Raw genomic sequence first — 26,828 nt, 5'->3', positions numbered from 1 at the left:
TTAAATAACATACTCTTAGTCGGAACTAATAAAGAGAGGTTTTCAAACATGAACGAACAGAATCAAAAACCGAAAAATTTCACCGGCATTGTTGTCATTTTAACAATTGCCATAAACGGATTAATCGCTTTATTATTTTTAATGCCAAAAACAGATAAATTTAGTCATCTGGATATTACATTTCTGCCGTTACTGAATGCCGTGATGAACAGCTTTACGTTTATCTTCTTACTTTCAGCACTCATTATGATTAAACAAAAGAACATTAAAGCGCATAGACGATTTATCTTTGCTGCATTTTCAACAACACTTGTCTTTTTAATTTCGTATGTGACGTATCATTCAATGGCAGCTGATACACATTTCGGAGGAGAAGGGATCATCCGTCCGATTTATTTCTTTATTTTGATTACACATATAGTGCTCTCAGCTATTATTGTACCGCTTGCACTGATTACACTATTTAGAGGCGCACAGATGCAGGTCGAGCGTCACCGTAAAATTGCCCGCTGGACGATGCCGCTTTGGCTCTATGTTAGTCTCACTGGCGTCATTGTCTATATCATGATTTCTCCATATTACAGCTAACGTATGTCCAACTGGACATACGTTCTTTTATTTACAAGATGAAGTGCTTTGGATAGAATGGAAATTGGATATCCGACTAGCACGGTATCTTCCCATCTATAGATTCACATCATTTCTGGCCGTTTGCTCGTTTGGAGATCAACAATTGGACGAAACGGGGGTTATATGATGACTGAACAATTGCAGTATAAACCGGGGCTTGAAGACATTGTGGCAAGCGAAACGTCCATATCATACTTAGATGTGGAGCAAGAGGAAATTGTGATTCGCGGGTACGACCTCATTGAGCTGGCACAAAACAAGACATATTTAGAAACAGCCTATCTGCTTATTTATGGAAGATTACCAGATAAGATGGAATATCATCAATTTCAGCAAGATATATCCTCACAAACGAGCTTACATCCAACCATTCAAACCATTTTAACCAAGCTGCCAAAATCCACTCACCCTATGGATGCGATGAGAACGTGTTTATCTGCTCTTGCAGGGTATGATGACGCATTACATGATCGATCTGAAGCGTGCCAAAAGAGGCGTGCAGTTCGATTACTAGGCCAGCTGCCGGCCATTGTTGCTGGAAGCTATTATATTCTCACAAAAGACGCCGCTATTTCTCCAGATCAGACCAAATCCTACACTGAAAACTTTTTATCCATGCTAACTGGACGCACCCCGACACAAGACGAAATTACCACTTTTGACCAAACACTCACATTATATAGCGAACATGAGCTGCCGAATTCAACGTTTGCGGCTAGAGTGATTGCATCCACGCATTCTGACATGTATGGTGCTTTTACTGGAGCGATCTCTTCATTAAAAGGTGACCTCCACGGAGGAGCAAATGAAGCTGTCATGCACATGCTTCTTGAAGGAAAAACAACAGAAGGATTTCTTGCGCTCATTGAACGAAAATTAGCCGCAAAAGAAAAAATGATGGGCTTTGGCCACAGAGTATACATGAGAAAAATGGACCCGCGAGCCGCTCTTTTAAAACGTTCATTGAAAACGCTTACCGAATCAAAAGGGGATACAATGCTATATGACATGTGTGTAGCAGGAGAGGCATACATGAAAGAGCAGAAAAACCTTTATCCAAATCTTGATTATTATGCTGCACCGATTTATTACGTACTCGGAATCCCTATTTCACTTTATACACCTATTTTCTTTGCTGCAAGAGCTAGCGGATTAGCCGCACATGTTATTGAACAGCATTTGCATAATCGCATTTTTAGACCGAGAGTCCGGTATTTAGGGCCAAGAGGATTAAAGGTTTCAAATGATGATGGAAAAACGGGGGAATGAACATGAACAAAACAGCAGTCGCCAATCAAACAGATCAGCTATTAGAAGAAATCGCTGCCTATGCAGTAGACGGAGAAATTACAAGCAAAGAGGCCATTGAAACCGCGCGGTATGTGCTCATAGACACGCTCGGTTGCGGAATGCTGGCTCTTAATTTTCCAGAATGTACGAAGCACCTTGGACCTATCGTACCTGGAACAGTCGTACCTAACGGAGCAAGAGTTCCAGGCACTTCGTTTGTGCTAGATCCTGTTCAAGCGGCTTTTGATATCGGCTGTATGATCCGCTGGTTAGATTATAATGACACGTGGCTTGCACAGGAGTGGGGGCATCCTTCAGATAACTTAGGCGGAATATTAGCTGTAAGTGATTATATCAGCAGAACTCGCCTTGCAAACGGAGAAGAGCCGCTAACGATGAATGATGTACTGCATGCAATCGTCAAGGCACATGAAATTCAAGGTGTCCTTGCTTTAGAAAATTGTCTAAATCGAAATGGATTGGACCATGTGTTATTTGTCAAAGTGGCAACAAGTGCAGTTGTGTGTGCAATGCTTGGCGGAACAAAGGAAGAGGTCCAGCATGTTTTATCACAAGCGTTTGTTGATAATTCCCCGCTTAGGACGTATCGCCATGCTCCAAACACAGGATCGAGGAAATCATGGGCAGCGGGGGATGCAACAAGCCGCGGAGTGAGGCTGGCAATGATGACACGTAAAGGGGAAATGGGTTATCAAACGCCTCTCAGTGCAGAGAAGTGGGGCTTTGAAGATGTTCTGATGAAAGGAAAACCACTTACGCTCGCCCAGCCCCTTGGATCATACGTCATAGAAAATGTTCTTTTCAAAATTGCTTATCCTGCTGAGTTTCATGCACAGACAGCTGCAGAGGCGGCTGTGATGCTGCATGACGCTGTAAAAGATCGTTTAGATGAAATTGACCGGGTAGAGATTACGACACATGAGTCAGCGATTCGGATTATTGATAAGAAAGGTCCGCTTTATAATCCGGCAGACCGTGATCATTGCTTGCAGTATATTACAGCTATTGGACTGATCTATGGTGAACTAACAGCTGACCATTATGAAGAAGAAACAGCGCAAAATCCAGCCATTGATCGTCTTCGTGACCGAATGATTGTGAAAGAGGATAAACGTTACACAGAGGATTATTTAGATCCGAAAAAGAGATCGATTGCCAACTGTGTACAAATTTTCTTTAAAGACGGGACGATGACAGACCGAATTGAAATTGAATACCCGCTCGGTCACCGCAGAAGAAGACAGGAAGGCATTCCGCTGCTTGAAAAGAAATGGGTCTATCATTTAAAGACAAGATTTCCACAAAAGCAAGTGGATCAAATTGTGTCACTCTGCCAAAATCCAAATCAATTAAAAACAACAACAGTACCAGCATTTATGGACTTATTCGTCATATAAGGGGGAGCTAGTGTGTGGATCGTGAATGAAGAAAGAAGTCAGGCTGATTTAGCCGCAGCCTTTAAAGAACAAATGAACAAATCAGCTTTATTTCAAATTCCAGGCGTTCACGATGGAATGTCTGCGCTCTATGCGAAAAAAATGGGCTTTCAAGGACTCTATTTATCAGGTGCCGCTTTTTGTGCCAGCAAAGGACTGCCAGACCTCGGCATGATCCATTCAACAGAAATGGCTGAAAAAGCGAAGGAGATTATTCGAGCTTCCCAGCTGCCGCTTTTGGTCGATATGGACACAGGTTATGGCGGTGTTTTAAATGCAGCAAGAGCGGCAAAAGAAATGGTTGAGAGCAAAGTGGCAGCTGTTCAAATTGAAGATCAGCAAATGCCGAAAAAATGCGGGCATTTAAACGGGAAATCACTCGTTCCAGTAGAAGAAATGGTCGCAAAAATCAAAGCCATCAAACAAGCGGCACCAACGCTTTTGGTGATTGCGAGAACCGATGCAAAGTCCGTAAATGGAATGGAGGATGTCATCCGCCGGGCCAATCTTTACGTAGAAGCAGGAGCTGATGCTATTTTTCCTGAGGCACTCATTACAGCAGAGGACTTCACGCATGCGTCAAACCATATTAAAGGTCCGCTCCTTGCAAACATGACGGAGTTTGGCAAGACGCCTTATTATCATGCAGATGAATTTTCTATATTTGGCTTTCAAATGGTCATTTACCCTGTGTCATCACTTAGAGTTGCTGCAAAAGCGTATGAGCGTTTATTTACAGAAATCATGGAAAAGGGAACGCAGCAGGGGATACTTGGGGATATGCAAACGAGAAAAGAGCTGTATGAAACGATTCATTATGATGAATATGAGGAAATGGACCAGCATTTAGCAAAAACGATCCTCCCGGAAATTGGGAAAGAACAGCGATAAAATGAAAAGCACTTCCTTGACGGAAGTGCTTTTTTTACGATGATGGTGTGGATGAAGAAGCCAATTTCATCTTTTCTTCAACTGTTTTCGTTTTTTCTTTTACTTTTTCAGCGTAAGTGAAGTCACCGTAGCAATACGGATAGCGGAAGTTATCTTTATTGCCGCCGCACGTATAGACCTCGGGGTTTCGTTTCACTTGCTTTTTGGAGTATTGCTTTGCCAGTTTCTCGGAATGTTTTCCCCCGTTTTTTGCAACAAAATCAATATAGCCGATTCCCATGTTATAGCTTTGAATAATGGTTTCCAAATCAACGCCTTTTTTCTTCCCATGCTTGTACATAGTCGAAAAATGATGGACTCCTTGTTTAATGCTTTTCTCAGGGTCATTGATTTCATTTCGTTTCAAACCAAGAGATTCAGAGGCCTGCATTGGATCTCCGCCCCTGCCTTTTGATTCTTGATACATCATACCGAGGATTAACCCGGTATACTGATCTAAATCTTGATCTCTTAACTCTGTTTCTACAAGCGGTTTGTAATCATCCAATCTCGACAAAACAATTGATTCCGTATCAATCGGCAGCTTTTTTAACTCCTTTTGATTAAAGGAGATGGCAATGGCTGCTAATACGAAAACAAAGAGAAAAATCGTGAAACAGCCTGAAATGGCAAAACATCCTGTTTTTTTCTTTTTCAAGGTCAGTTCACCCCTGTTTTGCCCCGCTTTTAAAAGGGAAGTACAGCCTTTTCATTATGCCATATCCTGTGCAGGATACCAAGTGAAAACCTTATAATCAATCATATCCAAACGTAAATTCAGATCTTGTTTTCAGCCTGAAGCAGAAATAAACAAAACCGATAATTAGCCAAATCAAGCCAATGATTAATGCATTTGTACTGATGCTCGTTAACAGCCAAATGCAAAACGCCGTCCCGCATAGAGGGATCACGGCATATCTCAATGTATTCAGTACACCTCTTTGTTTTTGTTTGACGAAAAAGTACGCAAAAACAGACAAATTCACAAAGGTAAATCCAATTAAGGCGCCGAAGCTGATAAAGGAATAAATGACTTCAAGTTCGCCAACGACTGCGGTTAATGAGAAAGCTCCGATTAACAAAATATTAAAAACAGGGGTTTTTAATCTCGGATGAATATACCCGAAGAAACGCTTTGGTAACGATTGATCTCTTCCCATTGCATATAAAAGCCTTGCTGCACTCGCATGTGACGATAAGGAGGAAGAAATGACAGCGACCATTGTGCCAGCTAAAAAGAACGAGTGGAGAAATGCGCCGCCCACGAATTCTGCAATTTCAAGTGAGGCTGCATCAGGATGTTTGAACTGCTGAAAATTTGGAAACACCTGCTGCAAAAAATAAGACGTCAAAGTAAACAGTACGCCTCCAATCGCAACGGTTAAGAAAATGGCAAGCGGAATCGTCTTTTTTGGTTTAATGGTTTCCTCAGACATAGTGGAAATGGCATCAAATCCTAGAAAGGAGAAACATAAAATGGTCGCTCCTGAAAAAATAAGCGCTGGATCTAAGCTCGCTGAATAAAAAGGCCGGGCTGACAATAACTCTCCACTGCCAGCGTTTTGCGTGAGCCCATAAATAACAAATCCAACAAAGGTGACGGCGACAATGACCTGAAATGTCACAAACAGCGCCGTAATGTTGGCTGTAAGCCGTATACCGATGACATTGACAGTCGTTATGGCGATAGCAAGTATGATGATCCAAATGTAATGAGGTACATCAGGAAAGGCTGCGGTTAAATAAGCACTTCCGATCGCAAAATTCACCATAGGCAGAAATAAATAATCCAGTAAGAGTGTCCAGCCCACAAGGAAGCCGACATGAGGATGAATACTTTTTTGCGCATATGTATAAGCAGATCCTGCTTTTGGAAAAGCCTTCACCATATTCCCATAGCTAAGCGCTGTCAATAGTAATGCCAGCAACGTAAATATATAAGCTGCAGCGACGTGTCCTTTCGTCAGCTGAGCAACAATGCCGTATGAATCAAATACGACAAGTGGATCCATATAAGCAAGCCCGATCACAACAAGTGGAAAGACAGTCAGGCTGCGTTTTAGTCTTGGCTCTTCAGTCAATTTGCCTATCAGCTCCTCTAAAAATGAATAAATAATGCTCATTTTAAAAAGAATGCTACCAAGTGTCAATGCTATTTGAATAAATCTTTTGTTTAAAGTGTGCCCGCTTTGCACGCCGGACGTTTTAGTATATGATGATACATAGAATAAGTCGTGATTTGACTAACAAGAAAGGTGAAGCGAAATGAAGGAAGAACTGAATACAAATCAAGAACAGGAACGGATGGAGCTGGATGAAGAAAGTTTATTTCTTGTCTCCCAAACGTTTAAAGCCTTATCTGATCCGACACGTATTCGTATTCTGCACCTCTTGTCTCAAGGTGAATACTCGGTAAATGATATCGCAGAAACGCTGAATCTCATGCAATCAACAGTTTCTCATCAGCTGCGCTTTTTAAAAAACCTTCGTCTCGTGAAATCTAGACGAGCAGGGACATCGATCTTTTACAGTCCTGAAGATCAGCATGTGATGGAAGTACTTGAACAAATGATTCATCATGCACAGCATGACTAATAAAAACCTTCCTATATGAGTAGGAAGGTTTTTACGCATGATGCATACGTGTTGATCGTTTACCTGCTTTCATCATTTGATAAGAAAAAACGACATAGTAAGCAGCTAACAGAAAAAAGCTGAGCATGGTCATGGCATCATCACTCACAATATGCTGATACAGTTCAACGACACCAATCTTTGTGAGCGAATGGTTCGTCAGCTCACCCAGCTTAAAACTAAGTCGAGATAAAAATAAACATAAAATGAAGCTTTCAATCCATTTACTCGTTTTCACGTAAAGACGGCCATTTTCTTCTTTCATGCGGATCGTCTCATAGGCATGAACGGCCAGACTGCTTCCAAAGAGCATACCAATAGCGGCATAGATGAAAATGCTGTGATTTTGCCAGCCTTCTAATAAGAGAATAAGGGCAGTGAGTCCAAATACATACATTCTCATCAAAAGACTGATCGGGCGCACAAGCTGATAGCGTCTCATTCGATTCATTCGAAAGATGATGCAGATTAGCATAATGCTCCCAATTATGAATAACTGCCACACGTGATGTGTCATGATGCAACCTCCTCCTGCATGTGCAGGGATGTAAACGAATGCTGGCTGTTCCTTATCTTTACCATTCTTTCATTTTTTATCAAATCAAAACCTACATTTATGAAAAAGAGGAAAAGGCATGAAAATCGATCGTATTTTGTCTATTGTGATGCTGCTCATTAGCAAAAAGCAAATACAAGCGAAAGACCTTGCTGAACTTCACGAAGTGAGCGTAAGGACGATTTATCGCGATATTGAGACCATCAATCAAGCCGGGATTCCTATTGTGACAACACAAGGAGCAGGCGGAGGCATTTCGCTTGTTGACGACTATCGTTTAGAGAAAAAATTATTTACCGATGATGACATTGAGCTTATTTTAACTGCCCTTGAAAGCATGACGAGTGCATACTCCTTTAAAGAAAGTGAACATGTACTGAAAAAAATCAAATCTCTCATTCCTCCACAAAGTGATGAAAGCGAGAAACAGCACCATGTCTTTATTGATTTAAGCTCATGGGGGAAAGACAGCCAGGCAGAAAAGAAGCTTCAGCTGATCCATACCGCTGCTTCCGCGCATCAATTCATTCAATTCACTTATCGCAACGCAAAAGGTGAAACACTTCCACGTAAAGTGGAGCCTTATACGCTTGTCTTAAAAGGAAGGCATTGGTACTTGTATGCGTTTTGTTGTGTGAAACATGATTTTCGTCTATTCAAGCTGACCAGAATGACAGACCTCATCACCATTTCAGCATATTTCAGGCCGAAAAGAATCAAAAATGAAGAGAAGCCTTGGAATGACTCTTGGCATGAAGAACCTTCAGTCACAACCCTCACGCTCAGGTTAACGGAAGCATCAGCTGGCAAAGTGAAGGAATGGGTGGATGAGAACGAATTGATCATATGTTCAGACGGGACCTATCTGGCAGCATTGACTGTGCCGCAAGATGATTGGCTGCACAGTTTCCTATTCCACTTAGGACCGGACGTCGACATTGTTTCACCTCAGCACATCAAGGAAGCATTTGATCTCCAATTAAAACAATTTATGAAGCGATTAGAAACTTGACACACTGTTGTCAGGTTTCTTTTTATATGATGGGAGAAAAGGAGATGAGAATGTATGTACGATATCGTCACATTAGAGAAACAATGGATCAAAGGGTTGTCTGTTCGAACAACAAATGAAATAGAGAAAACAAAAGAGCGGAAGATTGCACCGCTTTGGCAGGATTTTTTTGCGCAGCAGCTTTATGGGGGACAAGCTCCAGTCATAGGGCTGTATTCAGATTATGAAAAAGATGAACATGGTTTTTATTTATTTACAGCTGGGCAATTTGCGGATCAGCAGATCGAACATGTAAAAGAGATTCCTGCGTCCACCTACGCAAGATTTCAAACGAGAAAAGGACCGATTGAAGAGGTCGTGCTTGAAACATGGCACAAGATTTGGACGTGGGATCAGCGTCAATACCGCACTTATACAGGTGATTTTGAATGGTATGATGAAAGATCTATTGATCCAAAAGAAGCGCAAATTGATATTTATATTGCGGTTGATGAAAAAATGATTGCTAAAACTAATACCATTAGTTAATATAAAACTAACGATATTAGTTTTAGGAGGACAATCATGAGATTAACAACTTTTGACCGTCTGCACCAGCTTACATTGATGCCGCGATTATTTCCGGTAAATTGCTATGTCTTTGAGGAAGAGGAAGGACTCATCTTAATTGATGCTGCTTTAAAAATGGCGGCAAACTCGATCATCGAATTTGCCCGTAAAAAGAACAAACCAATTCATAAGATTATTCTCACTCATAGCCATATGGATCATATCGGCGCATTAGATGAGGTGAAGAAGGCTTTTCCAGAGGCAGTTGTCTATTTATCAAAACGTGATGCACGCCTTTTTGAAGGTGACTTTTCCTTGCTTCCTGATGAACCTCAGCAAAAAATTAAAGGCAGTTTTATGAAAAATATTCATACAAAACCAGATGTACTTGTCGAAGAAGGAGATGAGATTGGGCCGCTCAAAGTGATTGCAACACCAGGGCATACACCCGGCAGCATTTCTTTATACGATGAAAGGTCAGGAGTTGTCATTGCAGGGGATGCACTTGTGACAAAAGGCGGCTTATCGGTTACGGGTGAGTTTCGGTGGAGCTTCCCGTTCCCGGCATTTGCCACATGGGATGCAGAAACCGCATTAAAAAGCGCTGAAAAATTACTAGCGCTGCGCATATCCTGTCTTGCTGCAGGACATGGTGACCTTATCATAGAGCCTCATGAAAAGCTTCAAGCTGCCGTTAAAAAAAGACAGCACCAGCTAAAAAAAGGAGGGCAGTAAACCGTGTCTCCAAGAATGGGAATTACACAAGAAAAAATTATGGATACAGCGGCTGCATTTGTTGATGAAGAGGGCTTCTCCGCTTTGACTATTGCTACATTGTCTAAAAGGCTGAATATCAGGCCGCCTTCTCTTTATAATCATGTATCGGGCCTTCATGAGATTCAGGCAGCACTCGCAGTAAAGGGGCTCTCCATGCTTTGTGAGGAAGGGATGCAAGTCACAGAGGGGCTGGAAAAAGAAGAAGCTGTTTTAGCCTTTGCCAGACAATATGTGCAATTTGTCCGAACACATCCCGGTCTTTATGAAGCTGCCTTTTCACATATGAACGAAAAAGAAGTACGACTTGCAGCAGAGCGCCTTGTTCAGTTTGTTCAATCCATTATGTCACGCTTTGGTGTAAAAGAAGAAGAAATGACGCATGTTGTCAGAGGACTGAGAAGCTTACTGCACGGCTTCGGTGATATTTCTAATAAAAAGGGATTTCAACGAAAAGAACAGCTTGAAGAAAGTGTGAGCTATGCGGTTCGGCTCTATATCACAGGTGTATTGCAAAAAGAAGATCTGTCTATTTGACAGGTCTTTTTTTATAGCAAATCGATATCATAAAGGAGCGTCCGTCTGGCACAATTTTTTAGCGAGAAAAACGAATAAAGATTTGACAGTTTTGTGAAACATGGTATGCTTATTATGTGAAATAATTCACATAGAGGAGTAGAGGCAGATGAAAAGAAAGCCTGTTTATGTGGAAACAACCATTCATGCACCTTTAGAGAAAGTATGGGAATATACGCAAAATCCAAAGCTTCATGAACAGTGGGATTTGCGCTTTTCAACCATTTCATTAAATGGACCCCAAGATGAACAGCCCCAAACTTTTTTGTATGAAAAGCATCTTGGTTTTGGGGTAAGTGTCACAGGGACAGGAGCATATCGAACTAGAATGATGGATGAACGGAATGAACGGGCATCCTCGCTTAAATTCAAATCGTCACACCCATTGTCTTTTATCAAAGAAGGCGGCGGCTATTGGAAATATGTGAAAACGAACGATCATATTGTGTTTCAAACGCAATTTGATTATGAACCGAAAGAAGGAAAAGGATGGGCGTGGGCAGATCGATTTCTTTTTCGCCCGATGATGGGGTTTATGACGGCCTTTAGTTTTGGCGCACTAAAGACGTGGCTTGAAAAGGGTACGCACCCTCGGTTGTTACTGGAGAGAACACTTGCCCATTATGGAATTTGTTTGCTGTTTGCCATCGTCTGGCTATGCCAAGCGGTTATCCCTTTTTCACATTCTGCTTTTGATCATAGTACCGGATTTCGGTTGTTTTATGCCCTTATAGGCGTATCATGGCTGATACCTAAGCTATCAAAGAAATATTTGTTCATTCTTCAAAGTGTGTTTCTGCTGCTGATGCTTTGTATCGGGATCCTATCCCCCCAAACGACACTTCATGAGCCGCTTGTGATGAGTGCATTTTTGATCCTATCCATTGCAGGAATGATTAATTTAAAAGATTGTATAGACGTATTTTCGATCAAACGAAAAAGGGGAGGTAGACATGGTCGTTCATCGTCATCAAGTAAAGGATTACGATAAGCTTCATCCAAAATTAAAAGAGAGATACAATCGTGCGTTTACCGCAGAAGGCACTATGGAGGAAATAGGCGGCGGAACGAGGCTCATTCGATTTTTCTTCAAAATTGGTCCACTGTTTCGCTGTTTTTTCCCTGAGAGAGGAAAAAACATTCCTTTCCGGATTGTGAATAAACCCTTTATGACAAATAAGGGAGAGGAGGGCATGCACTGGTTTCGTACGTTTTATTTCCCAAAGAAGGAACGGCACTTTGATGCAGATATGATCATTGATCAGAAGAGTCATAAAGTACTAGACTATTTTGGAAAGCCTAGACTTCTTATGTCAGAGCTTCATTTTACAGTAACAAAGCATGGGTTCCTTCACATTCAATCCGGCCGGCAGAAGCTGCTCATGTTAGGACGTGAGTGGCCGCTGCCTTCATGGCTTTACGGTGTATCAGATGTCACAGAAGGCTACAACGAGCACGCGGGTGTGTATACCATTGATGTGCATGTGAAAAACCGATTGTTTGGGACCCTTTTTACATATAAAGGCCGGTTTACTGAAAGGGTCATGTCTCATGATGAATAAATGGCATTTGATATCAAGCCTCGTCTTCATGTGCTGTTTTATCGCCACCCGCTTGATGACAGGTCCGGCAGCAGAGTTATTTGTACTGATAGCCATTCTGTTTTTCCTTCCTGCAATTTTAGCCTTTTTTGTGAAGGAAGAGAGGGAGAGTAAGCCGGGGATACTGCTCGGCTTTTTAATGAAAGCCTTTCCATTAGCTGCTCTTTGTGCAACGGCTGCATTCATCTATCATTCTGCCTTGTTTGCATCGGGATGGTTTTTGTATACGATTCTTTTGGCGTTATATGGCTTTACTCGTTTGCTGAAAAGGGGAATCTTTCCGCTTCATGAATTGATCATCGATGGTGCATGGATGTATATCGCTTTAGGAGGGCTTTGGTTTTGGCTGTACACAGCAGATATACAGGTCATGACCTTTTCACCAATCATCGTGCTTTTGACCGCTATTCATTTTCATTACTCGGCTTTTTTTATCCCGCTTTTCTATGGATTTTTAGGGAGACAGAGAGAAAAAGAGACAGCTTTATACAAAGCGGCAGGCTGGGTGATTTTGCTGTCGCCTGTGATGATTGCTGTTGGGATTAGCTTCTCCCGTCTATTTGATACGTTCAGCGTTATACTATATGTCATTGCACTCTACTTGTACGGTATTCTTTGTATGAAAACAAGGTTTCGATCGACTGTGGCCAAAGTGCTGATTGTGTTTTCTAGCTGCGTCTTAATGGGAACGATCGTGCTATCTCTTCTTTATTCTGCTGGCATGCTCATGCGCGTGACCTACATCAGCATTGATCAGATGATTTGGTTTCATGGCAGTATTAATGCCTTTTTTGTTATTTTACCAGGTTTGATTGGATGGCTGATCGAAGGGCCAAAGGATCAATTGAAGCAGAAGGACTTTCCGATATCAAAAGTGCATGGCCGTCTTCATTTGATCTCTTTTCAAAAGGAAGGAATGCATGATCGAGAGAACCTTGGTTTAGTCGATTCACTTGATGATTTAAATGGAACGACATTTTCAGCTGATAGGGTGTCACCTGTGATTCGAAGGTTTTATGAGAACCCGATGGCGTTTACGTTAAAAGCAGCAGTCTGTTTTCATTGGTGGGTGAGGCCGTTTGTTTTTTTACTTCAGCCAGTTTTTAAGAAAATAGGCCAGCTCTATTTGGGGACATCTTGTATCCCGTATGAAATGAAGGGGCGTCTGACTACATTTCAACATCCTAAAGAAGGGCGAAAGAATGTCAGGGCGTGGATCCGTTATAACGAAAAAGGGGAGCAGGTTTTTTTTGCACTTTATGCTCATCATCACGATGCAGCTGCGGGCTATATGAATATTGCGCTGCCGCTTCCATATTCTCAGATGACCGCCATTTTAAAACCTTTTAATGAAAAGGAAGACTTTCTCTTAAAAAGTGCATGTCCAAAAGGCAGTACCGGTGACGAAGGATTGTATTTGCATACACCTTTTATCACCATGAAACTGCCAATGGAAGAAAGCTTTCATATGAAGCCGGAGACAGATAAAAGTCTCACAGCAGTTCATCAAATGAAGCTATTCGGTATTCCCTTTTTAACGATTCATTATCAAATTGACAGCAGGAAGCCATCCTGTTAATCAATGATGTCACATGGTTCACCGTGCCGAATGATGTTCACAATCGCTTGCCCATCACTCGGATGATGATCTGCATACTGGACTGGCAGCAGTGCAAAAAATACATAGTAGACAGAGAAGTAAGCAAATTGATAGAAAAATTGATGTTCTGGCAGGATATCATTGGCGATCATTGTATTCAGTATGAGAACACTGAGCAGGTTGCATAATGATCCGCCTAGGTAGACAAGAATATGCGAGAATCGGTTATTTTTCCTCATTTCTTCATAATGGCAAAATGCATCTAGAAAATAGATTCGTCTAATTTCAACAACACCTATTTTCAATACTTTTTTGCCTCTGCCAAGAGCAAAAGAAACCTTTGCGCCAAACATCCATGCGACCATAATATGGCCAAGCTGATGCAAGATGGCAACGATAGGAAGAATGACGAAAAACGACCAGCAAAATGTCCACATATCTGATAATGTAAACAAGTGTTAACCCCTCCCCAATATATTTGGGAGGAAGCAGTAGGATTATTTGCCATTTTACTGAATTCATTTTCAGGATGCAAATATTTAATACATGACGATAAAAACATTATGTAAACTAAAGGGTAGTTTTTGCGATGAATCGGCTTTTTGACTCACTTTTTTTACGAAATGAATGTGCTACAATGAAAAAAACAATTGATGAATCTAGTAAATGAACCTACCCTTGAATGAAGAGGAGAGAATCAGATGGCAGATATTGAACAGTTTTTGGCGTTAGATATTCGTGTTGGGACGATCATTGAAGCAGAATTCTTTGCAGAGGCAAGAGTACCTGCATTGAAACTCAAGATTGATTTTGGTAAAGAGGTTGGTCTAAAGCAATCCAGTGCTCAGCTGACAAAACGTTATACGGCTGAGAGTCTTATTGGCAGACAAATCGTAGCAGTCGTCAATTTTCCGCCAAGAAGAATTGCAGGATTCAAATCAGAAGTGCTTGTCTTAGGGGGCATGCCGTCAAAAGAAGACGTGGTTTTACTAGCCACAGATGAGCCTGTTGAAAATGGAACAAAAATAGGGTAATAAAAAAGACATCTTCCTGAGAAGATGTCTTTTGCGTATTGAGGCGGAATAACCACACGCCACATTCGTGTGTGTCTCAAGGAGACATGTTACCCGACTTACACAATTCAGCTCATCGCTTGATTAATATAGCATGAGGTGATCGGAATTGCAACCATTAAATGCTTTACTTCAGTTTTTCACGTCATTTCAGCAGAAAAATGACAAGAAATCAATTATTTGGATTATTTTTTCAAAAAATATTGAAAAGTCAGATCAGATTTTATAAAATGAATTCATCTTAGTTTGTTTAGTCGATAAACTAAGATGAATTCCAAGTGATGATCCGGTCATTAAAGGGGATGATTCCGTCATTCAAATCATTTGCTGTGTATGTGGGCTAAGCTGAAAGGATCAGATGTTCAGCTTCATTTTTACAACAAATTGAAAGCGCTTTATATTCTTTGTATTGACTGCTGCTGCCCTCCATCATCTGTTCATTAGAAGAGGCTAAGAGAAGAAGGGAGAAAGCTCATGGTAAGTGAGAATTTAAAAAAGATTCGTATGTCTGAAAAAGTAGGATATGCTTCAGGAGATTTCGCATGTAACTTAATTTATGCAACTGTCTCTACGTATCTATTATTTTTTTATACAGATGTGTATGGTTTATCAGCGGCGGCAGCAGGAACAATGTTTTTAGTTGTCCGCGCCATTGATGCGCTTGCAGATCCGTTTATTGGTGCATTGGTGGATCGAACGAACAGCCGTTTTGGCAGGTTTAGACCTTACTTGTTATTCGGTGCGTTTCCTTTTGTGGTACTTGCTATCCTTTGCTTTACAACACCTGATCTTTCTGAAATGGGTAAACTCGTTTATGCCTACATCACGTATGTTGGTTTATCGCTTACATACACATTCATCAATGTTCCTTATGGTGCTTTAACATCCGCAATGACAAGAAATAACCAAGAGGTTGTCAGTATTACGTCTGTTCGTATGCTTTTTGCTAATCTCGGAGGTCTAGTTGTTGCTTTTTTTGTTCCTTTTCTTGCGACTTTTTTGAGCGATAAAACAGGAAATACAGCTCTCGGCTGGCAGATGACGATGGCTTTTCTCGGCGTTCTTGGCGGTGCATTACTTATTTTCTGTTTTAAAAGCACGAATGAACGTGTCACACTTCAAAAGCCGGAGGAAAAAATTAAGTTCAGTGATATCTTTGTGCAGTTACGTGTCAATCGTCCGCTTGTTGTATTAAGCATTTTCTTTATTATTATTTTTGGCGTGAACTCGATCAGTAACTCTGTTGGGATCTATTATGTGACGTATAACCTCGGCAGAGAAGATTTAGTGAAATGGTACGGACTCATTGGCAGTCTGCCCGCTTTAATGGTGCTGCCGTTTATTCCAAAACTGCACAAGCTGTTAGGAAAGAAAAAGCTGCTGAATTATTCATTATTGCTGAATATCGTAGGTCTTCTTGCATTACTTGTGATACCGCCGAGTCAAATCACTTTAATACTGATTTTTAGACTCGTTGCAGCTGCAGGAAGTATTACAGCCGGTGCTTATATGTGGGCGCTCATTCCTGAAACTGTTGAATATGGCGAATATAAAACAGGGAAAAGGATGGGCGGGCTCATCTATGCCATCATCGGATTCTTCTTTAAATTTGGGATGGCATTAGGCGGGATTGTGCCAGGGCTTGTACTCGATCGCTTTGGCTATGTTGCGAACCAAATGCAATCACCAGAAGCTTTACTTGGCATTTTAATCACGACAACGGTGATTCCTGTATGCTTACTGATTTTAGCGATGGTGGATATTAATTTTTATAACCTAGACGAAGAAAAGCATAAAAAAGTCGTACGGGAGCTTGAGAATAGAGACAAAGTGTATATCGATCATATGGACGATTTTAAAATGTAGGTCTCTGAAAGAGGAGGAAGTTCAATGAAGATTACCAACCCAGTGCTCAAAGGGTTTAATCCTGATCCAAGTATTTGCCGTGTAGGAGAAGATTATTATATGGCCGTCTCTACATTTGAATGGTTTCCAGGGGTGCAAATTTATCATTCAAAGGATCTCGTCCATTGGCGTCTTGCTGCGCGTCCATTGCAAAAAACGTCGCAGCTGGATATGAAGGGGAATCCTGACTCTGGCGGGGTATGGGCGCCGTGCTTAAGCTATGCTGATGGGCAGTTTTGGCTTATTTATTCAGATATCAAAGTAGTGGATGGCCCATTTAAAGACGGTCATAATTATTTGGTCACGGCAAGCGAGGTGGACGGCGATTGGAGTGAACCGATCCTGCTCAACAGCTCTGGCTTTGATCCATCTTTATTCCATGATCACAGCGGGAAGAAATACGTCTTAAATATGCTGTGGGATCATAGGGAAAAGCATCATTCCTTTGCAGGTATTGCCTTGCAGGAATATAGTGTGGCTGAAAAGAAGCTCATCGGTCAAAGGAAGGTCATTTTTAAAGGCACACCGATTAAATTGACAGAAGCGCCGCATCTGTACCATATCGGTGACTACTACTATTTATTAACGGCAGAAGGAGGTACCCGGTATGAGCATGCAGCAACGATCGCCCGGTCCTCGCATATTGAAGGGCCTTATGAGGTTCATCCTGATAACCCGATTTTAAGTGCCTTCCATGTGCCTGAACATCCGCTTCAAAAATGCGGGCATGCTTCAATCGTTCAAACGCATACAAATGAATGGTATCTCGCTCATCTCACTGGCCGCCCGATTCAATCCAGCAAGGAATCGATTTTTCAACAGAGAGGGTGGTGCCCTTTAGGAAGAGAAACAGCGATCCAAAAGCTTGAATGGAAGGATGGCTGGCCTTATGTTGTAGGCGGAAAAGAGGGGACGCTAGAGGTTGAAGCGCCAAAGATCGAAGAAAAGGTTTTTGCACCAACCTATCATACAGTCGATGAATTTAAAGAATCAACACTAAATAGACACTTTCAAACATTAAGAATTCCGTTTACCGATCAGATTGGTTCGTTAACGGAGAAACCTCAGCATTTAAGGTTATTCGGCCGTGAATCTTTAACGTCTAAGTTTACCCAAGCATTTGTTGCAAGACGCTGGCAAAGCTTTTATTTTGAAGCAGAGACAGCTGTTTCGTTCTTCCCAGAAAACTTTCAGCAAGCCGCAGGTCTTGTGAATTATTATAATACGGAAAACTGGACAGCACTCCAGGTGACATATGATGAGGAACTTGGCCGCACGCTTGAACTATCTGTCTGTCAAAACCTTGCCTTTTCTCAGCCATTGACCCATAAAATCATCATTCCTGACGAGGTCACTTATGTCTATTTAAAAGTGACCGTTCGGAAAGAGACATATAAATATTCTTATTCATTTGATCAGAAAGAGTGGAAGGAAATTGATGTACCGTTTGAATCCATCCATTTATCCGATGATTTCATTCGAGGTGGGGGGTTTTTTACAGGGGCATTTGTCGGTATGCAGTGCCAAGATACGAGCGGCGAGCGTCTTCCTGCTGATTTTCACTATTTTCGCTATGAGGAAACAGACGAATAAAAAAGACAACTCGCTACGAGCTGCCTCTTTTTGAAAAATATATAGATCAGGTTGTGAGGGTGGCATCTTGCAGAAAAGCTTCTATGACAAGAGATGTCATCCCCAATACTGGTGCATTGTGTCCTAATGATGAAGGGAGCAGCTCTACATGTGAGCTGAATTGCGTATCCATTCGCGAGGATACCTCCTCCTTAATCACATGTAGAACCGCCTGATGTGATTCGATCACTTTGTTTCTTAAAATAATGGCTTGCGGGTTAAAGGTATGCAGGACGTTTGTGAGACCGACACCAAGGTAAAAGCCAAAGTTGCGCAGGGCATTGAGCGTTTTCATATCATTTAACTTGGCCAGCTGTTCCAGATCTTGATGGGAGATGTGCTGATTATCTGTTTGAAGAGACTGAAACAAGGCCTTCTCAGAAGCATACAATTCCCAGCACCCACGGTTCCCGCAGCTGCATGTCGGTCCGTTAAAATCGATTGTCATATGTCCCATTTCACCAGAAAAGCCATACGCTCCTCTGTATAAATGATGATTGATGATGATTCCGATCCCGATGCCAGTGCCGATGCTTGCATAGATCAAATGGTCATAATGTTTAGCGGCACCAAAGATTTTTTCACCATATGCACCGGCATTTGCTTCATTTTCAATGAAGATCGGTACTTGGAATGTCTCTTGCAGCGTGGTTTTCAGATCAACATTTTTCCATTTTGAATGAGGCGTAAACACGATTTGTTCACCTGCATCCACTAAACCATGTATGCATAGGCCAATGCCAATGAGCCCGTATGGGGAAGAGGGCATTTGTGTGATGAGCTGCTGTATTAATTCAATTAATTTACGTATCGTCACCTCAGGAGAGCTGGGTGGGAGCTTGATCTGCTCTTCGTAAAGAATAGACCCTTCAAGGTCAGTTAATATGCCATTGACGTAATCAACGCCGACATCGATTCCGATGGAACAGCCAGCACGTTTATTAAACATCAGTAAAACCGGTCTTCTTCCGCCGCTAGACTCACCTTGACCGATCTCATAGACAAGATGTTCTTTCATTAACGTACTTACTTGAGAAGAAACAGTCGATTTATTTAATCCAGTGCGTTCAGATAGTTTTGCTCTCGAAATGGGCGCATGCTGGAGAATTTCTTTTAATAAAAGTTTTTGATTTATTTTTTTGACAAAGTTCTGATCAGCGATATCCACGTTATCCACTCCATTTGTTTCGTCTTTAGATTAAGTTGAGAAGAGCTGCTTTTTTTCGCATGTATTCGATAAGAAAGATGATTTTAACTTTATTATAACGAAAATATTTTTAAAAAACTAAAAAATATGGAAAATTCAAAGTGATTTTTTCATAGATTGATCATTAGTTTGTTGTATCAACTTACAAAGTGTACTCAGGAGGAATGAAGAATGGCCAAATCAAATATGAAAACATTATACAGTCTAGAAGGAATCGGCAAAATTCAATATGAAGGAAAACAATCAAAAAATCCACTCGCTTTTCAATACTATAATCCAAGCGAAGTGATTGGTGGAAAAACAATGAAAGACCACCTGCGTTTTTCAGTCGCTTATTGGCATACATTGACGGCTGATGGAACAGACATGTTTGGAACTGGCACGATGCAAAGAGCCTGGGACACCTATAGCGGAATGGATTTAGCAAAAGCTAGATTGGAAGTCGCTTTTCAGCTTTTTGACCTATTAGATGTTCCGTATTTTTCATTCCATGACCGTGACATCGCGCCAGAGGGGGAGACGCTTCAAGAGACGAATCAACAATTAGATATCATTTTAGAAAGAATGAAAGAATACATGAAGCAAAGCGGAGTAAAGCTGCTGTGGAACACAGCCAATATGTTCAAGCACCCTAGATTTGTACACGGCGCTGCGACATCTTGTCATGCAGATGTCTTTGCCTATGCGGCCGCACAGGTCAAAAAAGGCATTGAAACCGCAAAAGAACTTGGTGCAGAAAATTATGTTTTCTGGGGTGGACGAGAAGGGTACGATACGCTGCTCAATACAGATATGAAAAGAGAGCTTGATCACATGGCGGCTTTCTTGCATATGGCTGTTGATTATGCAAAAGAAATTGGGTACACTGGCCAATTTTTAATCGAACCAAAGCCAAAGGAGCCAACCACTCATCAATACGACACAGATGCAGCGACATCCATCGCCTTTTTAAAACAATACGGATTAGATTCCCATTTTAAATTAAATATCGAGGCCAATCATGCGACACTGGCCGGCCATACGTTTGAGCATGAATTACGTGTCGCAAGAATACATGGGCTGCTCGGTTCTGTTGATGCAAACCAAGGTAATTCGCTTCTTGGATGGGACACAGATGAATTTCCAACCGATCTGTATGCCACAACTCTTGCCATGTATGAAATTTTGCAAAATGGCGGTCTAGGGTCTGGCGGTCTTAATTTTGATGCAAAAGTGAGAAGAGCTTCCTTTGAACTTGAAGATATTTTATATGCTCATATTGCTGGGATGGATGCATTCGCAAAAGGACTGCGGGTCGCTCATAGACTCATAGAAGACCGTGTGTTTGAGGATGTGATAAAGCACCGGTATCGCAGCTTTTCTGAAGGAATTGGCCGTGACATTTCAGAAGGGAAGGCAAACTTTCATACATTAGAAGAATATGCGCTGAAACATCCTTTGATCAGAAACGAATCGGGAAGAGAGGAACAGCTGAAAGCCCGTTTAAATCAATACTTGTTAGAAGATTAATTGAAGGGGCTGACCTGTTTTGAAGGAGTGAAAACATGAAATATGTGATGGGAATTGATCTTGGAACGAGCGGGGTCAAGGCGATATTAGTGGATGAGAGCGGGAAGGTGTGCTGCGAAGCCTCTAAGCCGTACCGCCTCATTCAAGAAAAGCCTGGATATTGTGAGCAGCACCCCGAGGATTGGGTAAACCAGACAATGGCTGTGATGAAAGAACTGATGGCAAAGCAGCCTGTTCATTCAAGACAAGTTGAAGGCATCAGCTTTTCCGGCCAGATGCATGGATTAGTTCTATTAAATGAATCTCGCGAAGTGCTCCGCCCTGCAATTTTATGGAATGATACACGAACGACAGCACAATGTGCACACATGACAAAAAAGCTGGGAGACCGGCTGCAAAAGATCACAAAAAACCAGGCGTTAGAAGGATTCACACTGCCAAAATTATTATGGGTAAAGGAACATGAACCACATATTGATCAGCAAATCGACATGTTTTTACTCCCAAAAGATTATGTCAGATTTCGTTTAACTGGCGCTGTCCATATGGATTATTCTGATGCGGCTGGCACTTTGCTGTTAAATATCGGTGAACAGACGTGGAGTGAGGAGATTTGTCAGGCATTTGATATTTCTCCTCATATTTGCCCGCCTCTTATCACATCAGAGGCGGAGGTTGGTACACTTTTGCCGCACATTGCACGTGATATTGGGATGAAAGAAGGCGCGAAGGTTTTTGCCGGCGGGGCAGATAATGCTTGCGGAGCAATTGGTGCTGGCATCTTGTCCTCTGACCGCACATTATGCAGCATCGGCACATCTGGGGTGATTCTCTCCTACGAAGAGGATCATGAAAGAGAGCTTCAAGGGAATTTACATTTGTTTCATCATGCAAAAAAAGACGCTTTTTACACAATGGGTGTCACCCTCTCAGCAGGATATAGCCTTAACTGGGCAAAACACTTACTGGCTCCTGAGGAATCGTTTCAATCACTTTTAGAAGGTGCGGCTCATGTAGCGCCAGGAGCGAAAGGATTGCTCTTTACTCCCTATTTAGTCGGGGAAAGAACACCTCATGCGGATTCGATCATTCGCGGCAGCTTGATTGGATTAGACAGCAGGCATGAAAGGGCACATGTTGTCAGAGCTGTGTTAGAGGGAATTACCTTTTCGCTAAATGAATCTATCACATTATTCCGGCAGGCAGGAAAAAACATAGATTCTATTGTGTCCATTGGCGGCGGTGCGAGAAGCCGGACTTGGCTTCAAATGCAAGCAGACATTTTTCAGGCTGAAGTCATCCAGTTAGACAATGAACAAGGGCCTGCTTTAGGTGCAGCCATGCTTGCTGCGGTTGGCTGCGGATGGTATCCGTCACTTGAAGTATGTGCTAATCAATTGATCCATCAAGCCGCTGTTTATGAGCCAGAGCAGCAGCATGCGGAAGTATATGCTGATCTATTTCATTTGTATCAAAGGATTTATACACAAACAAAAGATATCCATGCCGGGTTAAAGCAGTATCGTTCCATCTAACTGAGAAGGCTGCATGAAAGGAGGTGATGGGTTTTTCACCTTAGGGATGACAGAACAATACGGATGAAAAAAGGAGAGGGATGGAAAATGAATTTGAAAAGATTGAGGCTTTTGTTTGTGGTGTGTATTGGATTTGTGCTGACACTGACGGCTGTGCCAGCTGATGCGAAAACGATTTATAATAATGAAATGGGTACACATAGCGGATACGATTATGAATTATGGAAGGATTATGGAAACACCTCAATGACACTCAATAACGGCGGGGCATTTACTGCAGGCTGGAACAGTATCGGAAATGCTTTATTTCGGAAAGGAAAGAAGTTTGATTCCACTAAAACTCATCATCAGCTTGGCAACATCTCCATCAATTACAACGCAAACTTTAACCCAGGCGGGAATTCCTATTTATGTGTCTATGGCTGGACACAATCTCCATTAGCAGAATACTACATTGTTGATTCATGGGGCACATATCGTCCAACAGGAGCGTATAAAGGATCATTCTATGCAGATGGAGGCACATATGACATTTATGAAACGACCCGCGTTAATCAGCCTTCCATTATCGGGATCGCGACCTTCAAGCAATATTGGAGTGTACGACAAACAAAGCGTACAAGCGGAACGGTCTCCGTCAGTGCGCATTTTAATAAATGGGAAAGCTTAGGCATGCCAATGGGTAAAATGTATGAAACAGCATTTACTGTAGAAGGCTACCAGAGCAGCGGAAGTGCGAATGTGATGACCAACCAGCTGTTTATTGGACGATAAAAGCTTATAAAAAAGCCAGCAGTTTTTGCTGGCTTTTACTTTTTCTATGATAATTTTTCAACTTCCACTCTGCCAGAAAAGAACGTCGCGCCGCCGCCCATATCTGCCAATCGATCAGGTGTTAATCCATTCACTAAATGCTTTTTGCCTTTTTGATCTGCCCATAAACCTTGACTGACCACAACACCAGATAATACATTTTGACCGACTGACACGACAAGCTCACACTCTCCTCGGTCGTTCAACACACGTACCATGTCACCATCTTCAATTTTTCTTTCCTTTGCATCCTGTTCATTCATGTGAAGCTTCGGAAATTTCTCTAGCTTTTGATGCTTTTCATGAAGTGAGAAGGTGGAATTCAGAAAATTATGGTTCGGTCCCGGTATAAAGGTAAGCGGATAATCGCTTTCCTGATAAAGGGGCACATAGGTTGGAAGTGCTGGATACCCGTCTTTTTTCATTTGTTCAGAATAAAGCTCAATTTTCCCGCTTGGGGTTTGAAGCTTTAATTCCTGGAAAGGTCCACGTTTCGCTTTGATCCATTTCTTTTCTTTTAATGCTTCGTATGAAATGTCCTCATAATGCGGATTTTCTGGATGATGAAGAGCTTGTTCCATCAGTTCAGCATCTGTCTCGCGGAAGGCTTCATCTTCAAAGCCCATCGCATGGGCAAGCAGGCGGAATACTTCAGTATTTGATTTGCTTTCTCCGTAGCGTTCTATCACAGGCTCCTGAATTTGAATATAATGATGCCAGTACGATGTATAAAAATCCTCGTTTTCAAAGGCTGATGTCGCTGGCAGGACAATGTCTGCATACGCCGCTGTTTCTGTCAGGAATAAATCATGAACCACTGTAAATAAATCCTCTCTCATCAAACCTTCTCTGACTTTATTCGCTTCTGGTGTCACAACCGCTGGGTTGCACGAGTAGATAAAGAGAGAATCAACGGAAGGCTCTGCGTTTGTCAGCACGCTGCCCAGCTGATTCATATTAAATGATCTAGGCGTTCGTTCTTTTAATAAATCCGGCCGCTGAAGAGCTGTCTCATTATAGCTGAGAAAAGAAGAGTTTGATTTCATCGCTCCGCCGCCCTTGTGCAGCCATTGACCAGTCAGGGCAGGGAGGCAGGAAATGGTTCTAATACTCATCCCGCCATTATCATGGTGCTGCAAACCATTCCCAATCCGAATAAGAGAGGGCGATGTCTCAGCGTACATTCTCGCAAGTGTAATGATGTCATCCTTAGGCACACCTGTGATGCGCTCAACTGTGTCTGGATCATATTGCTTTACATGCTCACGCAGCTCCTTATGGCCGACCGTGTAAGCCTCTAAAAATGCATCATCTGTACGTTCCTCTTTAAAAAGGACGTGCATGATGCCAAGGGCAAGTGCACTGTCAGTACCAGGCCGAAGCGGAATGAACCAATCTGCCATCCGGCCGGTTTGGTTCTTGTGAACATCAATTACGACAATCTTCGCTCCTTGCTTTCGTGCTTTTTGTGCCAAGGTGATTTGGTGCATATTTGTCGACACGGCATTGATGCCCCAAAAGATAAATAGTTTCGTATGAATGGTATCTTCAGGATCTGTCCCAATGCTGGCACCCATTGTATATTTATAGCCAGTCGTTCCTGCTGACTGACAGATTGTCCGGTCTAACTGACTTGAACCAAGACGATAAAAAAAGCGGCGGTCCATTCCTTCAGCGTTGAGATTGCCCATGTTTCCATAGAAGCTGTAAGGCAGAATGCTTTCTGGTCCTTTTTCTTCGATCAGCTTTGTCCATTTTTGACGAATGGTTTCAATGGCTTCTTCCCACGTAATCGGTGCAAACTGACCTTCGCCTTTTTGGCCAACACGTTTTAAAGGAGTGGTCAGCCTTTTTTCATCATATAAACGGGCTGTGACATTACGCACTTTGTTGCATATGTTTCCTTGTGTGACAGGGTGGTCCGGATCTCCCTGCACTTTCACGATCTTTCCATTTTCTTTATGTATTAAAAGACCGCACTGATCCGGGCAGTCTAACGAACAAACTGATTTGAATATTCCGTCTTTCATCGCTGTATAATCGGTCATGAGCTTTCGGCTTCCTTTCTGCATTCCGTTATCACTTTGTATGGATTTTATTTTAGCATGTTCGGAGGAGGAAGGTAAGAAAGAGATGATGAATTGAAGAAAATGAAAAAAAGCCCCTGAAAAGGGACTTTTAAAAACGGGTGACTTGTACAGGAAATTCTTTTACCCCAAAAACAAACGTGCTTTGTATAGGTTTTAGCTGATCTGTGACGCAGGTGATGTCTTGAAACGTATGGAGTAAAACATCAAGCGCAATGTTGCTTTCAAGCCGGGCAAGCGGTGCACCGAGACAAAAGTGGATGCCAAACCCAAAGCTCATATGCGGATTTGATTTTCGGTCAAGCCGAAACGTATCTGGATCTTCAAACTTCTGTTCATCCCGATTTGCTGAAGCAACCCAGCTGATGAGATAGTCTCCTTTTTCAATGTGCGCGCCTGCAATTTCAACATCTTCTGCAGCGATTCGGCCAATGGCTTGAACAGGGGGATAATACCGTAACGTTTCCTCAGTCAATTGAGGAATAAGAGAGGGGTCCTGCCGAACTGATTCAGCGATATGCGGCTGCTCTGTCAGCAGTCGTACGGCATTGGTTATTAAATTGGTCGTTGTCTCATTGCCTGCAACGAGTAATAGAATACAAAAGCCAAGCAGTTCATTCTCGGTTAAACGCTCTCCATCGATTTCCGCTTGAATGAGAAGCGAGATCAGGTCATCGGCAGGCGTTTCTTTTCGTTTTTTGATCAAATGAGCAAAATAAACGGACAGCTCCTCTTCAGCACGTTTCTGCATATCTACAACAGCCTGAATGGCTTCTTTTGATTCATCCTTAGCACCTGCCACAAGGGCATCAGAATGTTTTTTAATCAGCTCTCTATCCTGCACCTCTGCACCGAGAAGCTCAGCGATGATCATCACTGGCAGGGGAGCTGCTAAATCTTGCACAATATCAAACGTACGTTGATCCTTAACTTGATTTAATAGATCATGTGTCAAGTCTTTGATCTTATCTTCTAATTGCTTGATTGCTTTTGGGGTGAACGCTTTATTCACAAGCGCTCTCATCTTTGTATGTTTTGGAGGATCCATCGTTAAAATACTTGTTTTAGACGTGCTTCTTCCTCGCTGTGAAGAGAACACTTTAGGCTGCTTTAGAACAGACTGGATATCCGCATATCGAAAAAGATCCCAGCACTTTCTTGTCTCATCATATCTAATATCACTCTCTGCACGCAGCTCATTGTAAATAGGGAATGGGAAAAGAAGGTCATCGGTAGAACGGATTTCTTTCATTGGAATCACATTGACATAGTTTTCTTTCACTTTCATTATGAACGCTCCTTTTTCACATGATTTCTCTTTCACGGTATCACCAGTAAAATATCATTTCAACGGACATGTTTTCTAAAATATGTCAATAGTCTAATCGAAAGATTCAAGCACATTCACTATATAGGAAAATAGAAAGTCATTAAAATGAGAGCGCTTTCTGAAAAATA

The 26,828-nt window shown here is 42.0% G+C and carries 25 protein-coding genes; 18 read left to right on the top strand and 7 right to left on the bottom strand.

What is annotated here, in order from left to right; all coding sequences use genetic code 11:
- Nucleotides 1-48: 48 nt before the first annotated feature.
- The 4 genes from NSU11_RS09655 to prpB all read left to right on the top strand — a co-directional run bounded on the left by NSU11_RS09655 (nucleotide 49) and on the right by prpB (nucleotide 4,268).
- On the top strand, nucleotides 49-588 hold the full coding sequence (locus NSU11_RS09655; protein ID WP_024422676.1) for a DUF420 domain-containing protein: 540 nt from the start codon (nucleotides 49-51) through the stop codon (nucleotides 586-588).
- Nucleotides 589-756: 168 nt separating this feature from the next.
- On the top strand, nucleotides 757-1,899 hold the full coding sequence (gene mmgD / locus NSU11_RS09650; protein ID WP_024422675.1) for a citrate synthase: 1,143 nt from the start codon (nucleotides 757-759) through the stop codon (nucleotides 1,897-1,899).
- Between the two features lie 2 nt (nucleotides 1,900-1,901).
- Nucleotides 1,902-3,338 (top strand): bifunctional 2-methylcitrate dehydratase/aconitate hydratase, encoded by a 1,437-nt coding sequence (locus tag NSU11_RS09645; RefSeq protein ID WP_024422674.1) that lies wholly within the window; start codon nucleotides 1,902-1,904, stop codon nucleotides 3,336-3,338.
- A gap of 12 nt (nucleotides 3,339-3,350) precedes the next feature.
- Nucleotides 3,351-4,268, top strand: a complete 918-nt coding sequence (gene prpB, locus NSU11_RS09640) for a methylisocitrate lyase (protein ID WP_024422673.1) — start codon at nucleotides 3,351-3,353, stop codon at nucleotides 4,266-4,268.
- Between the two features lie 34 nt (nucleotides 4,269-4,302).
- On the opposite strand, the gene NSU11_RS09635 is transcribed toward prpB, so the two are convergent.
- Both NSU11_RS09635 and NSU11_RS09630 read right to left on the bottom strand, forming a co-directional pair.
- Complete coding sequence (locus NSU11_RS09635) at nucleotides 4,303-4,965, bottom strand: lysozyme family protein (protein WP_024422672.1); 663 nt, start codon at nucleotides 4,963-4,965, stop codon at nucleotides 4,303-4,305.
- Between the two features lie 97 nt (nucleotides 4,966-5,062).
- Nucleotides 5,063-6,388 carry an APC family permease gene (locus NSU11_RS09630; RefSeq protein ID WP_025093128.1) on the bottom strand — a complete coding sequence of 442 codons (1,326 nt, stop codon included), beginning with the start codon at nucleotides 6,386-6,388 and terminating at the stop codon, nucleotides 5,063-5,065.
- 184 nt (nucleotides 6,389-6,572) lie between these two features.
- Between NSU11_RS09630 and czrA the strand changes: the two genes are divergently transcribed.
- Nucleotides 6,573-6,902 (top strand): Zn(II)-responsive metalloregulatory transcriptional repressor CzrA, encoded by a 330-nt coding sequence (czrA, locus tag NSU11_RS09625; RefSeq protein ID WP_024422670.1) that lies wholly within the window; start codon nucleotides 6,573-6,575, stop codon nucleotides 6,900-6,902.
- Nucleotides 6,903-6,933: 31 nt separating this feature from the next.
- Here the strand turns inward: czrA and NSU11_RS09620 are convergent, their stop codons facing one another.
- On the bottom strand, nucleotides 6,934-7,458 hold the full coding sequence (locus tag NSU11_RS09620) for a hypothetical protein (RefSeq protein ID WP_024422669.1): 525 nt from the start codon (nucleotides 7,456-7,458) through the stop codon (nucleotides 6,934-6,936).
- 118 nt (nucleotides 7,459-7,576) lie between these two features.
- On the opposite strand from NSU11_RS09620, the gene NSU11_RS09615 reads away from it, so the two are divergent.
- From NSU11_RS09615 to NSU11_RS09585, 7 genes are all read left to right on the top strand, one after another.
- Nucleotides 7,577-8,509, top strand: coding sequence for a YafY family protein (locus NSU11_RS09615; protein ID WP_024422668.1), 933 nt, complete (start codon nucleotides 7,577-7,579; stop codon nucleotides 8,507-8,509).
- A 54-nt stretch (nucleotides 8,510-8,563) separates the two neighbouring features.
- Complete coding sequence (locus NSU11_RS09610; protein ID WP_024422667.1) at nucleotides 8,564-9,037, top strand: GyrI-like domain-containing protein; 474 nt, start codon at nucleotides 8,564-8,566, stop codon at nucleotides 9,035-9,037.
- Nucleotides 9,038-9,073: 36 nt separating this feature from the next.
- The gene (locus NSU11_RS09605) at nucleotides 9,074-9,793 is read left to right on the top strand and encodes an MBL fold metallo-hydrolase (RefSeq protein WP_024422666.1); all 720 of its coding nucleotides are present in this window, start codon (nucleotides 9,074-9,076) and stop codon (nucleotides 9,791-9,793) included.
- Between the two features lie 3 nt (nucleotides 9,794-9,796).
- Complete coding sequence (locus NSU11_RS09600) at nucleotides 9,797-10,369, top strand: TetR/AcrR family transcriptional regulator (RefSeq protein WP_024422665.1); 573 nt, start codon at nucleotides 9,797-9,799, stop codon at nucleotides 10,367-10,369.
- Between the two features lie 148 nt (nucleotides 10,370-10,517).
- Nucleotides 10,518-11,399, top strand: a complete 882-nt coding sequence (locus tag NSU11_RS09595; RefSeq protein WP_024422664.1) for a hypothetical protein — start codon at nucleotides 10,518-10,520, stop codon at nucleotides 11,397-11,399.
- Entirely contained in the window at nucleotides 11,362-11,970 is a 609-nt protein-coding gene (locus tag NSU11_RS09590; RefSeq protein WP_149126544.1) for a DUF4166 domain-containing protein, read from the top strand. Before NSU11_RS09595 ends, NSU11_RS09590 begins: the two co-directional genes overlap by 38 nt.
- The gene (locus NSU11_RS09585; protein ID WP_149126717.1) at nucleotides 11,963-13,588 is read left to right on the top strand and encodes a YndJ family protein; all 1,626 of its coding nucleotides are present in this window, start codon (nucleotides 11,963-11,965) and stop codon (nucleotides 13,586-13,588) included. The genes NSU11_RS09590 and NSU11_RS09585 overlap by 8 nt, the downstream gene beginning before the upstream one ends.
- Here NSU11_RS09585 and NSU11_RS09580 read toward each other — a convergent pair.
- Nucleotides 13,585-14,064 (bottom strand): hypothetical protein, encoded by a 480-nt coding sequence (locus tag NSU11_RS09580; RefSeq protein ID WP_024422662.1) that lies wholly within the window; start codon nucleotides 14,062-14,064, stop codon nucleotides 13,585-13,587. The genes NSU11_RS09585 and NSU11_RS09580 overlap by 4 nt on opposite strands.
- 246 nt (nucleotides 14,065-14,310) lie before the next feature.
- On the opposite strand from NSU11_RS09580, the gene csaA reads away from it, so the two are divergent.
- From csaA to NSU11_RS09565, 3 genes are all read left to right on the top strand, one after another.
- Nucleotides 14,311-14,643 (top strand): chaperone CsaA, encoded by a 333-nt coding sequence (gene csaA, locus NSU11_RS09575; RefSeq protein WP_044332945.1) that lies wholly within the window; start codon nucleotides 14,311-14,313, stop codon nucleotides 14,641-14,643.
- Nucleotides 14,644-15,156: 513 nt separating this feature from the next.
- Nucleotides 15,157-16,548: an MFS transporter gene (locus NSU11_RS09570; protein WP_034621364.1), complete on the top strand. Its 1,392-nt coding sequence runs from the start codon at nucleotides 15,157-15,159 to the stop codon at nucleotides 16,546-16,548.
- Nucleotides 16,549-16,572: 24 nt separating this feature from the next.
- Nucleotides 16,573-18,180 (top strand): glycoside hydrolase family 43 protein, encoded by a 1,608-nt coding sequence (locus tag NSU11_RS09565; protein ID WP_034621365.1) that lies wholly within the window; start codon nucleotides 16,573-16,575, stop codon nucleotides 18,178-18,180.
- A 46-nt stretch (nucleotides 18,181-18,226) separates the two neighbouring features.
- Here NSU11_RS09565 and NSU11_RS09560 read toward each other — a convergent pair whose 3' ends face one another.
- The gene (locus NSU11_RS09560; protein WP_172881112.1) at nucleotides 18,227-19,387 is read right to left on the bottom strand and encodes an ROK family transcriptional regulator; all 1,161 of its coding nucleotides are present in this window, start codon (nucleotides 19,385-19,387) and stop codon (nucleotides 18,227-18,229) included.
- A gap of 210 nt (nucleotides 19,388-19,597) precedes the next feature.
- On the opposite strand from NSU11_RS09560, the gene xylA reads away from it, so the two are divergent.
- The 3 genes from xylA to NSU11_RS09545 all read left to right on the top strand — a co-directional run bounded on the left by xylA (nucleotide 19,598) and on the right by NSU11_RS09545 (nucleotide 23,244).
- Nucleotides 19,598-20,935 carry a xylose isomerase gene (xylA, locus tag NSU11_RS09555; RefSeq protein WP_025093137.1) on the top strand — a complete coding sequence of 446 codons (1,338 nt, stop codon included), beginning with the start codon at nucleotides 19,598-19,600 and terminating at the stop codon, nucleotides 20,933-20,935.
- 35 nt (nucleotides 20,936-20,970) lie between these two features.
- Nucleotides 20,971-22,470: a xylulokinase gene (xylB, locus tag NSU11_RS09550; protein WP_212051808.1), complete on the top strand. Its 1,500-nt coding sequence runs from the start codon at nucleotides 20,971-20,973 to the stop codon at nucleotides 22,468-22,470.
- 87 nt (nucleotides 22,471-22,557) lie between these two features.
- Complete coding sequence (locus NSU11_RS09545; RefSeq protein ID WP_025093139.1) at nucleotides 22,558-23,244, top strand: glycoside hydrolase family 11 protein; 687 nt, start codon at nucleotides 22,558-22,560, stop codon at nucleotides 23,242-23,244.
- Between the two features lie 44 nt (nucleotides 23,245-23,288).
- On the opposite strand, the gene NSU11_RS09540 is transcribed toward NSU11_RS09545, so the two are convergent.
- A complete protein-coding gene (locus NSU11_RS09540; RefSeq protein WP_171464366.1) occupies nucleotides 23,289-25,331 on the bottom strand; it encodes a molybdopterin oxidoreductase family protein in 2,043 nt (680 codons plus the stop codon).
- Nucleotides 25,332-25,461: 130 nt separating this feature from the next.
- Nucleotides 25,462-26,658 (bottom strand): cytochrome P450, encoded by a 1,197-nt coding sequence (locus tag NSU11_RS09535; protein WP_342493566.1) that lies wholly within the window; start codon nucleotides 26,656-26,658, stop codon nucleotides 25,462-25,464.
- Nucleotides 26,659-26,828 lie beyond the last annotated feature (170 nt).

The sequence above is a fragment of the Bacillus sp. FSL R5-0712 genome (assembly GCF_038593285.1).
Lineage (GTDB): Bacteria > Bacillota > Bacilli > Bacillales > Bacillaceae > Bacillus > Bacillus safensis.
The sequence above is the reverse complement of the archived record's forward strand: the minus strand, read 5'-3'. Positions and strand labels throughout refer to the sequence as shown.

Excerpts from the sequence above, each read along its gene's own strand:
- NSU11_RS09655 (WP_024422676.1), top strand. The coding sequence starts at position 49 with ATGAACGAACAGAATCAAAAACCGAAAAATTTCACCGGCATTGTTGTC.
- mmgD (WP_024422675.1), top strand. The coding sequence starts at position 757 with ATGACTGAACAATTGCAGTATAAACCGGGGCTTGAAGACATTGTGGCA.
- NSU11_RS09645 (WP_024422674.1), top strand. The coding sequence starts at position 1,902 with ATGAACAAAACAGCAGTCGCCAATCAAACAGATCAGCTATTAGAAGAA.
- czrA (WP_024422670.1), top strand. The coding sequence starts at position 6,573 with ATGAAGGAAGAACTGAATACAAATCAAGAACAGGAACGGATGGAGCTG.
- NSU11_RS09620 (WP_024422669.1), bottom strand. The coding sequence starts at position 7,458 with ATGACACATCACGTGTGGCAGTTATTCATAATTGGGAGCATTATGCTA.
- NSU11_RS09615 (WP_024422668.1), top strand. The coding sequence starts at position 7,577 with ATGAAAATCGATCGTATTTTGTCTATTGTGATGCTGCTCATTAGCAAA.
- NSU11_RS09610 (WP_024422667.1), top strand. The coding sequence starts at position 8,564 with ATGTACGATATCGTCACATTAGAGAAACAATGGATCAAAGGGTTGTCT.
- NSU11_RS09605 (WP_024422666.1), top strand. The coding sequence starts at position 9,074 with ATGAGATTAACAACTTTTGACCGTCTGCACCAGCTTACATTGATGCCG.
- NSU11_RS09595 (WP_024422664.1), top strand. The coding sequence starts at position 10,518 with ATGAAAAGAAAGCCTGTTTATGTGGAAACAACCATTCATGCACCTTTA.
- NSU11_RS09590 (WP_149126544.1), top strand. The coding sequence starts at position 11,362 with ATGGTCGTTCATCGTCATCAAGTAAAGGATTACGATAAGCTTCATCCA.
- NSU11_RS09585 (WP_149126717.1), top strand. The coding sequence starts at position 11,963 with ATGAATAAATGGCATTTGATATCAAGCCTCGTCTTCATGTGCTGTTTT.
- csaA (WP_044332945.1), top strand. The coding sequence starts at position 14,311 with ATGGCAGATATTGAACAGTTTTTGGCGTTAGATATTCGTGTTGGGACG.
- NSU11_RS09570 (WP_034621364.1), top strand. The coding sequence starts at position 15,157 with ATGGTAAGTGAGAATTTAAAAAAGATTCGTATGTCTGAAAAAGTAGGA.
- NSU11_RS09565 (WP_034621365.1), top strand. The coding sequence starts at position 16,573 with ATGAAGATTACCAACCCAGTGCTCAAAGGGTTTAATCCTGATCCAAGT.
- xylA (WP_025093137.1), top strand. The coding sequence starts at position 19,598 with ATGGCCAAATCAAATATGAAAACATTATACAGTCTAGAAGGAATCGGC.
- xylB (WP_212051808.1), top strand. The coding sequence starts at position 20,971 with ATGAAATATGTGATGGGAATTGATCTTGGAACGAGCGGGGTCAAGGCG.
- NSU11_RS09545 (WP_025093139.1), top strand. The coding sequence starts at position 22,558 with ATGAATTTGAAAAGATTGAGGCTTTTGTTTGTGGTGTGTATTGGATTT.
- NSU11_RS09540 (WP_171464366.1), bottom strand. The coding sequence starts at position 25,331 with ATGACCGATTATACAGCGATGAAAGACGGAATATTCAAATCAGTTTGT.
- NSU11_RS09535 (WP_342493566.1), bottom strand. The coding sequence starts at position 26,658 with ATGAAAGTGAAAGAAAACTATGTCAATGTGATTCCAATGAAAGAAATC.